The 9,065-nt window shown below is 52.3% G+C and carries 9 protein-coding genes; 2 read left to right on the forward strand and 7 right to left on the reverse strand.

Annotated features, from left to right (window positions below):
- The first annotated feature begins 69 nt into the window (after window positions 1-69).
- Entirely contained in the window at window positions 70-609 is a 540-nt protein-coding gene (locus Q4Q11_RS18540; RefSeq protein ID WP_498570427.1) for a hypothetical protein, read from the forward strand.
- Window positions 610-938: 329 nt separating this feature from the next.
- Here the strand turns inward: Q4Q11_RS18540 and Q4Q11_RS18545 are convergent, their stop codons facing one another.
- The 6 genes from Q4Q11_RS18545 to Q4Q11_RS18570 all read right to left on the reverse strand — a co-directional run bounded on the left by Q4Q11_RS18545 (window position 939) and on the right by Q4Q11_RS18570 (window position 6,548).
- On the reverse strand, window positions 939-1,823 hold the full coding sequence (locus Q4Q11_RS18545; RefSeq protein WP_498570428.1) for an ornithine carbamoyltransferase: 885 nt from the start codon (window positions 1,821-1,823) through the stop codon (window positions 939-941).
- 111 nt (window positions 1,824-1,934) lie between these two features.
- Window positions 1,935-2,414, reverse strand: a complete 480-nt coding sequence (locus Q4Q11_RS18550) for a hypothetical protein (RefSeq protein ID WP_498570429.1) — start codon at window positions 2,412-2,414, stop codon at window positions 1,935-1,937.
- Window positions 2,415-2,502: 88 nt separating this feature from the next.
- Window positions 2,503-2,991, reverse strand: a complete 489-nt coding sequence (locus Q4Q11_RS18555) for an HIT family protein (RefSeq protein ID WP_498570434.1) — start codon at window positions 2,989-2,991, stop codon at window positions 2,503-2,505.
- A 136-nt stretch (window positions 2,992-3,127) separates the two neighbouring features.
- A complete protein-coding gene (locus Q4Q11_RS18560) occupies window positions 3,128-3,565 on the reverse strand; it encodes a toxin-activating lysine-acyltransferase (RefSeq protein WP_498570430.1) in 438 nt (145 codons plus the stop codon).
- A gap of 5 nt (window positions 3,566-3,570) precedes the next feature.
- Window positions 3,571-4,896, reverse strand: coding sequence for an HlyD family type I secretion periplasmic adaptor subunit (locus Q4Q11_RS18565; RefSeq protein ID WP_498570431.1), 1,326 nt, complete (start codon window positions 4,894-4,896; stop codon window positions 3,571-3,573).
- Window positions 4,893-6,548 carry a peptidase domain-containing ABC transporter gene (locus Q4Q11_RS18570; protein ID WP_498570432.1) on the reverse strand — a complete coding sequence of 552 codons (1,656 nt, stop codon included), beginning with the start codon at window positions 6,546-6,548 and terminating at the stop codon, window positions 4,893-4,895. The genes Q4Q11_RS18565 and Q4Q11_RS18570 overlap by 4 nt, the downstream gene beginning before the upstream one ends.
- 713 nt (window positions 6,549-7,261) lie before the next feature.
- Between Q4Q11_RS18570 and Q4Q11_RS18575 the strand changes: the two genes are divergently transcribed.
- Window positions 7,262-7,927, forward strand: coding sequence for a CPBP family intramembrane glutamic endopeptidase (locus tag Q4Q11_RS18575; protein WP_498570433.1), 666 nt, complete (start codon window positions 7,262-7,264; stop codon window positions 7,925-7,927).
- Between the two features lie 675 nt (window positions 7,928-8,602).
- Here Q4Q11_RS18575 and Q4Q11_RS18580 read toward each other — a convergent pair.
- Window positions 8,603-9,058, reverse strand: coding sequence for an HIT family protein (locus tag Q4Q11_RS18580; protein WP_498570435.1), 456 nt, complete (start codon window positions 9,056-9,058; stop codon window positions 8,603-8,605).
- Between the last annotated feature and the right edge of the window lie 7 nt (window positions 9,059-9,065).

Consider the following 9,065-nt stretch of genomic DNA (forward strand, 5'->3'; position numbering starts at 1 on the left):
CGACCCAAAGATTGTTTTGTTAACGTCGATTCGTCAAGCTGCCGCAGCAACTGCATTTGCGAGATACGAATGAGAGAATATTTTAGAAGTTTAGCAGGCGATTTCATCGCCATGGCTTGGTTCGCACCACCTGATAGCGGAACAGAGAAATTGCTCCGGCTAGTCCTATCCGGTGCCCTCATCATCCTCGGTGTGCATTTTCTTATCCAAGGTTATGAACAAGCTTATAGCGGTGATGGGTCGTTTTTTCGACCCGACGGGAATGGTGATCATTATTTTTTCGGCGTGATCGGCGGCTTTGCTTGGATTGCCGTTGTTCTTGGCAATCGCCTCAAGGCTTTGGCATGGGCATTCGTGATCTTTCTTGCATGGTGGTGCTATGGAACGATCAGCGACTATCTGACAGACCAATACTATGTCTTAGGAAAAGACGGCTGTCCCGCCTGTATGGAGTGGCCTGCCGACTTGCATTTGGGCGTAGGCGCGTTTGGTCTCTGCACGTTCGTATTTGCCGCCATTCTTCGATTCAAAGATATCGCGGATTGGCAGTTTTTTGCTGCACCCGTGTTAGCATCCGCATGGCTTTTCTTGGCCGCTGGGCTAGGCTAGAGACCGGCCATTGCTGCAGAGCACATCGCCCCATGATTTAATCGGGCAGAAAGACCGAGGGTTCGTCACACAAGTAGCGATCAATTGCTATTGCCGCGCCAGTTTGAGGTCGCCACACGAGAAGGCTATCCCCGGGAAAACATCGTTTTCGTTGACGATACCTTGGCAAATGTCGAAGCAGCCCGCTCCGCTGGATGGGGACATTGCATCCATCATCGGTCATCTGCGGAAACCATCGCGCAGGTTGAGAGGATCATCGCGGAATAAGTCGTGCACCTTTCGATGATCGATCGCTGCAGCCCGATATCGAAAATTTGCACCCCTGTGCCTCAGCTGACCGGCTTGGTCAGTGCCCATTCCATCAATGCATTTTGAGCGTGGAGCAAAAACGACTTCGCCTGTCTGCTTTGACAAGCTTGATGCATCATCGCGTCAGAGGTTACTTCTTCACCTCGCGCCACAGGCGGGCACGGCAGAAAGATAGCATCCTTTCGTCCACTATCTAAAAGAGAAGCTGACACCTGGAAGGGCAATAACTCGCTCTCCGTTCCGTCACTCGGCCAGGAATCGGTGACGATCACGTCGGCATTCAAGAGATCGCGTATATCGGTGCTGGTCCGAAAATTCTGGTTCAATAGGTTCGGATCGGTAACGTGCCACCGTTCTGGATAAACCTGCGTGACGTGAATAGGCATGATCTTCGATGCTTCGACCCACGATCGAAAGATGTTGGCATCCGCAGCAACTCCAACAACCTTGAGACCGTCCAACGTTCCTCTGACACTCTGGACGTAGGCAAGATCGCCGAGCGTTTCGCAGGGATGATTGGTCTTCGTTCGTGCATTGATGACCGGTGCGTCTGCAACCGAGGCGACCTCTTGCAGCGTCGCAAGCTCCTTCGTTCGGATAATAAGAAGGTCAAACCAGTTGTCGAGATATCCTGCAATATCCACCGTGGTTTCGCGGACATTGAAGCTTATCGGAGTTTGGACACATACCCCACCCATCGCCTTTACGCCTAGATCGAAAGCAGTAGTATTTCGCCATCCTGTGTCATCGACGATTATGCCAATGCGCTTCCCGAGCAGCGATTGCGGCATGGTGCGTCCGTGCCAATGCGCCGCGAGCTTGTCCGCTCGATCGATAACCGCAAGGATGACGTCTATTGGCAAGGAGTGAAATTCAAGAAAATCTCTTTTCGGTGTAAAAATCATAGTGCGTCCAGGATGGAATTCGACAGGTTTCGGGTGATGGAGGTTCGGCCGCTACGTTAGGAGGTTTTGTCTGCGACGTAATGACCGCACCTTGCCTACTTGATCAAAGACTTAGCCTCCATCCCGCTCGCAGCTACGTAGTAGGCCATGGCGAACCATGGGTCCTCTGATATCCTCGATCGCAGAAATTTCTGAATTGGCCGCCAGATATTCGCCAAGAGCCGGGTCCTCGGCGTAGCGCACTTGCTGGTCCAAGATCTCGTAATCACTATCCAGCTCACGTTGCAAAAGCGCCAGAAGACTATCCACCCCGGCGTTGAAATTGTCGCAAGCTTCCTGTGTCCAAAGACTTGGATCGGGTTGATAGTAGGGATTTAGGTAAAGGGAATGTGCCGCGTCAAGCCAGTCCCGGAGTCGACGCGCGTCCTCAGATATAGCGATTTTTGGCTCGCGGGACACACGACCTTCAACGTCGTAAATGATCGCATCGACAGGCCCAACATCCAACTTTGCCCGGGTTTTAGCGTCGCCAGCCCACAGGCACCCGCCAGCACCATAATCAAAGAAGAATCTAAGAGTGCCCCTACCCATAGCCCCTGCCCGTCGCATGAAAATCTTGCGTAGTGTACGTGCGAATCCGACGTTATATCGTCGTTCGCGATTGCGATCATGTACCCTATCAAATCTCTTTGCGCAAAAGCTCAACGACGTCAGAAACTGACGGCCCCTTGATCGGAGGCGGGTCCGGTCGTTCGCAGAACTCCCGCCATACGAATAGGGTCATTTCCGCTCCATCTATCGCGGTCTCTCCCGGCCCGTGGGCAAAAGCTTCGAGGACCCGATATCGGACATCATTCCAAAATAAGTCCTCGACCCAGCGATATATCGGGATCACGTGAAAATGGATGGGATATCCCGGGGTGTGACCATATCGACCGATATACACCCTCTCAGCTCCTAAAACTGACTTCAAAGCGGCCTGAATTTTGGCAAGAAGCGGACCGAGTTCCGCCAAGGTTCCGCTCGTAAGCTCAGCTAGGTCGTAAGTGAAGACCTTCGAACTTACCATGAGATAGCCGGGCAAGGCCGAATTAATGCGATGGTTCACCAGCCACCCCTCTGTTTCGGCGATACGGAAGCGTACGGGTATGTCCTGGATAGTGCTCATTAGAAAAATGCTCGCAACTTTCAAATTGGAACCGGTGACCACAATCGAGCTTCGCCCTATTTCATTGAGCGGGAACATATGCCCAGCTGATGTCTGACCAGCGGTTGGACAAAGGAGTGGTGAGAGGTACCCAACTTCAACGGATGTTCCGCCACTTCTTAATCCGATTAATCGAGCCATCCGGGTTGCGCTTGATCGAATATCCGCTTTGTCCGGAAAAATGATTTTGCCGCATATCCCGAATGACCATTGCCGCGTCGCCGTGGGGCGCTACAACATCGATGAACCAAAGGTTGTCTCCGGACGCCCATTTTGATTCATGAGGTGTAAGGCCGTCGCTCATCAACTTTTGATGAGTTTCTTCGTCGACGAGTGCCCATGTCACAAAGGCCTTGGGATTGTCCGGCCCAAAAAAGTAAATCTTGCATTGGCCCGCCTTGAGTGCGGGAACGAAGTTCGTTTCCATGTCGGCGATCAACCAGCGTCGGTGAAGCGGAGATTGAAGTGCCAAAAACGTCATACAGCCGAGCGCATCCATCGCACCCAATTTTCTGACCGACGAAGTCGTATCCATTGGTGTCATCGCTCCTTCAACCCATTTTGTAGCGCCTTCGTAATAGGTTCGAAAAAGTAGGAAATGAGCCTGCGCTTTGACGTGACGACGTCGACTGTCACCGTCATACCTGGCGAAAAGCCAATGTCCTTGCCGTCCACCCGTAGTCCCGACTTATCGAGACGAAGGCGCACGGCATACACCCACTTGGATGCGCCGTTATCCCGTGCATCCGCCCCGATACTTGTCACATGGCCTGCAATGACGCCAAAGCGCTCAGATGGAAAGGCGTCGAACTTTGCGTATGCCTTTTGTCCGCTCTGCAAAAAACCCACGTCCCTATTATCGAAAAAGGCCTCCACTTCCATGCCACCGTCGGTCGGCACAACACCCATCAAGGTCGCTCCTGCCTCAACGTAACCGCCCACGGTGTGAACCGTCATGTTCTCAACCCGCCCAGCGACGGGTGAACGAAGTGTGAGATTGTTCAGCCTTTCCTGTGCGGCGCGTAGTGCAGCATTGGAGCTGTCTCGGGCGATCTCCGATTCCCTGAGACGGCGACGCTGCGTGGCAAGATTATCGGAGATTACAAATGCCCTTTGACGTCTCGTCGTCTCCGTCGATGCCACGAGGGCAGAAAGTTCGCTTTCAGCCACCCGCGCATCGCTATCGATCGATCTCACCTCTCGGAGCCTATCGAGATGTTCGTTGCGGCTCATGACCCCCTGCTGCAATAAAGTATCCGCCGAGGTAAGCTTCTGAGAAACGATGTCGCGGTCGGTCTTGGCCTTCTCTATTCGGGCATTCTGCGCTTCCTGCTGCAACTCCAATTGTTTCAGTTGAGCATCTGTCTGCAAAATTTGATCGCGCAAGGCGACGAGTGTTGCGCGGACAAGCGCCTCCCCTTCAGGCTCCTTTTCGGAGCTAGCGGGCCAGTCCTGACGGAACTTCTGGACGCCAGCCTCGACGAAGCCGGAACTTGCAGGATCTTGTGAGGCAAGTGGTGTGACGATGGCATCAGCCACATCGGCATCGAGCGATTGTTGCTCGATATTGGCCTGGATCCGTTGAATATCACTTTGGGCTGCGGTGGGATCGAGTTTGACCAGAACTTCGCCCTCGGCCACTGTCTGTCCCTCATTGACGTTCAACTCGATGATTTTGCCGTCGGCGAGCGGCTGCACCACCTGAACACGCGATATCGGAACTAATTTTCCAGAGCCACGTGCCACGACTTCCGTTTTGGCAACGATGCTGCCGCCAAGGATGACTGCGAAGAGCACAAGAAGAAGCCAAGCCGTTATTCGGACCGTCGGCGACGCTCGTGCCATGGATGGCGACATCTCAGTCATGGTCGCTCCTGGAGTTTTTCGAGATCGACGACATGCGCTTCGGCACCGAACAGTTCTGGGCGGTGACTTACGATGGCAACGGTGCGAGACTTGGCGAGGTCGTTTAGCGTTTGCGTGATAATAGACGCTGATCGCTCATCCAGGGCACTGGTGGGTTCGTCGACAATCAAGACGTTGGGGTTACGGAGGAGAAGGCGAGCTAGCGCCAATCGCTGTCGCTGACCACCAGATAGCGAAGATCCGTGCTCGCCAACGTCCGTCTCCATTCCATCCGGAAATTGCTCGATCATTTCTGCGCAAGCGCTATCCCGCAACGCCGTTTGCATCTCATCATCGGTGACGTCTTCCTTTGCGAGAAGGAGATTTTCCCTAATCGTTCCGGCGAACAGTGCGGCCTCCTGTGGCAGGTAGGCTATGTTGGTCCTGATACTTTCAGGGGTGAAGCTATCCATCACCTGATCGTCGATGAAGACGGAACCAGAGTCTGGCGGATATAATCCGCCCAGTACCTTCGCCAGCGTAGATTTCCCAAAGCCTGAGCGCCCGACAATGATGGTCGGTTTTCCAGGTGAAATCGTTAGGTTCAGATTGTCGAGAACAAGACGCTCCGAAGTGTATCCGAACGAGACCGCCTCAAGGCGCAGAGTTGCCGGTCCTTTCAAAACAAGGTTTTGCTTGCCTGTTTTGACCTCCGAGGGGGCGTTTAGGACATCCCCAAGACGAAGACGAGCGATCTTGATGCCCTGCCAGTGCTCCCACAGCGACGCCAGTCCAAGGATGGGTGCCGACACATGTCCAGCCAGCAAATGAAACGCTACAAGTTGTCCAAGGGTAATGGAGTTATCCAGAACGAGCATCGCGCCAAAAAAGACGATCACGATGTCAAAAGCATTGCTGAAAGCATCGCTGATGATCCCGTTCACGATGTGCAATCTGGTGATCTTGAACCCCAGGTCGAGGGAAGCGGACATCGTTCCATCGAGACGCCTGGCGTAGCGCTCTTCGGCGGCCTGGGCCTTCACAGTCTCAGCGTTCCTGAAGGTCTCGATCATGCGCGATTGGTGAGCTGAATTTGCAAGAAACGACTGCTTCAAGCGGCGACGCAAGAACGGACCGACTATCGCGATCGAGGCCATCTGCGTTGGTAGGATGACGATGATGATCAGGGTAAGCGATGGGCTGATCGAAAAAAGAGCGCCGAGATAAACAAACGAGAACACGATATCGATGATCACACCGGAGATGGTTCCGGTCAGAAACCGGCGAATGGTCTCGATTTCACCCATGCGTGCGAACAACTCGCCCACTTGCCATTTTTGAAGGGTGCGGAGCGGCAGGTGGAGAACATGTTCGTAAATACGCCTGCTGAATTCGCGTGTCAGTTGATTGACGAGATCACCGCCCAGATATGTCGACACCGACTTGAACGCGCTCTGAAACAAAGCGACGACAACGAGAAGGGCAACAACAATATAAAGACTATCTTCCCGCTGAAACGGGAGAATTCTGTCGATAAGCGCCTGAAAAACAAAAGGTTGAACAAGCCCGAGAAGGCGCAGCACAATAGAAATGATTGAAAGTTCAACTATGTGGCCAGTGTATTTCCCGGTTGTCTTCGTGAACCAGGAAAATGATGCTGGAGTTTCATCCAATGGTTGTTTTTCCTATTGGGCGCGACTTTTGGGGTTGATTATAGCATCCTCCGGCACAGATAATACTATCTGTGATGCATCACATAATGAAATTTCAACCCAAAGCGCAAGATAGGAGAAGTTTTATGGGTGGTTCATCTGATAGTGGTTCAAACAGCGGATGGGGCGGCCGGATCGGTGCTGCTGTAGGCGGTGTAGTCGGGGGAACGGCTGGCTCTGCGGCGGGCCCCATGGGCGGTCGGATCGGCGCTGCAGGCGGCGGGCTCGCCGGATACGCCATCGGTAACTCGGTAGAAAATAATATTAACAGCGGAGCTTCGCCCGACTATGGTGGCTACACTGCCATGGGTGATTACGGTGGAGGCCCCGCATCCGACGGCGGTAGAGGCGTTAGTAGCTCCGGAAGCCACAGATAGTTCTCGGAACCGCTGCAAAGGACATAGATTCTGGATCTTGTCGGGGTCTATGTCCGATACTGGGGAGGTAACGGTTGAAATATCTTAACATTCTCATACCCCTTGCCATCATAAATCCCCTTTTGATTTTTCTGTTTCCCTTCGGTTTACGGGGAATTGAAGATCACTTCATTTACTTCGCCTTTCTCTCTCCAATTGTTTCATTTTTGGTATGGGACTTCCTTATTCGTCCATTTTTTGGGCAGCGATGACCCCAACCATTCATTGAAATTCACGTAGCTAGGCGGCTTGTAGTTCATGGCGCAGTTCTTGAAGCGATGTCTGGCAGGGGTGACAACCATCTGTCGTATGATTTTTCTCGTCTGCGCAGGTGACATTGGAATTATCATAAGCGCCATATTGGTGGCTTTCCTCACCACCAATATCGCCGGTGTCGTCCTGTCTGCATCAGACGTTACTGCGACCGCACGAACCGAAATAGCCATTGTGGTACCGATCCTTACGATCGACATAATCCTCTTGGGCTCGATCCTACTGCGCATTCGAGAGGTTGCTCGACCGGATCGCCAACGTCGTTCGCTGCTTTATGCGCTTGTGACGGGCGTTGTTTTGCTGCTCTTAAAGTCGCCTTGGCAGGGTCTGGACCAGGCAAGCTATAGCTTTTCGGCCACAAGCGTTCTTTTAATCCTTACGACCTGCATTATCGCACCGATCTGCGAGGAGTTATTTTTTCGTGGTCATCTGTGGTTGAAGCTCCGGAGCCATCACTATAATGATAAACTGATCGTTTTCTGTACAACGGTGTTGTACATAGTCCCGCATGTTCCCAATAGTTTATCGGCATTTTTAGACTATGCGCTAATCGGCGTTTTTCTTGGAGTTATACGATATTTTAGCGGAGGAATACTTATTTCGTGCGCTTTTCATATGGCTATGAACATCATCTTAATATTCGGAATATGAATGACCGACGAAAGAATACGCCTCGCGGCGGTTGCAACCGAGTAGCGTTTCTCGAAACGGGAGGGCAGCTGTGTCCTTTGGCTTTGCGTTCGTTTTCAAGACAGCCCTCCTCGCCTTCTTCGAGGAAGTGATAAAGTTTGTGACGGTTTGGCTCTTCAAGCGCTCGCCGCACCCGGCTCTGGGATTGTTCCCAGTCGCACTGTTGGAATTTGGCCTATATTTCCCTGCGGTCAGGCAGCATCTCGGAGATTTCGGTATAGCGTCAGAATTTGCGTCTTATGTGTTGGCGGCATATTTTTTGGTTCTGGTTAAATTCTTTCATGTTGCGTCGAGCTACATATATTTAAAGGCAGACAATTCGTTCGCAGCCGTAGCTTATTGTACAATATGGCATGCGACTTCTAACCTTCTACCTTTGCCACCGCTTTCGCTGAAGTATTATCTTCTTCTTCCGATTTGGGGCTTCTTATCAAGTGTAGCCGCAGCAGGCGTATTCTTGCTTATCCAAAGACTGTTGTCTCGACCGGCACCCGTTCCTGAACCCGGTCCATTAAAAGATCGCAGATAGGTCAAAGGCTTCGGAGGTTTAGGGAAGAATAGCTCGCCCACTGCCCCCAGCTCGCAACCCGCCGAACTCGGAGATGATTTGTAATTCAGCCGACAGATCTCGTTTGCCTATTCATTTTGGCTCGCAAGCTCAGCCAGGAACGCTGTCCGGATGCGCTGAGCTAGAGCCGCCATGTCTTCATCATTGATATGCAGGACGCCGTTTTCGACCATGAGTGCGTGATATTGTTGCTGCGCCAGGGGAACACCTTTTGGTAAGGGCGCGACGTGGAAATGGAGATGACTGTTTGCTTGACGACTTCCGAGCGAAAGAACGTAAACGCGCTCAGCGTCGAACAGGTTTTTAAGGACCCGAGATAAAGCGTAAACCATTTCCTGCAGGCGAAGGTATTCTGCTTTGGTGAGACCGTGCGACAGGTCCTCTCGATGTTCACGAGGGCAGACAAGGCAATACCCCTCCAGCGTTGGATATTTGCTCAGGAAAATGATTGTATCGTGAGCGTCCGGTGAACGGATTTTGCTGAACGAGCCAGTTAGGCGATGTTCTGGCATTAGAACCAGCATTAGTGCT

This window comes from Rhizobium sp. UFLA01-1127 (assembly GCF_059803845.1).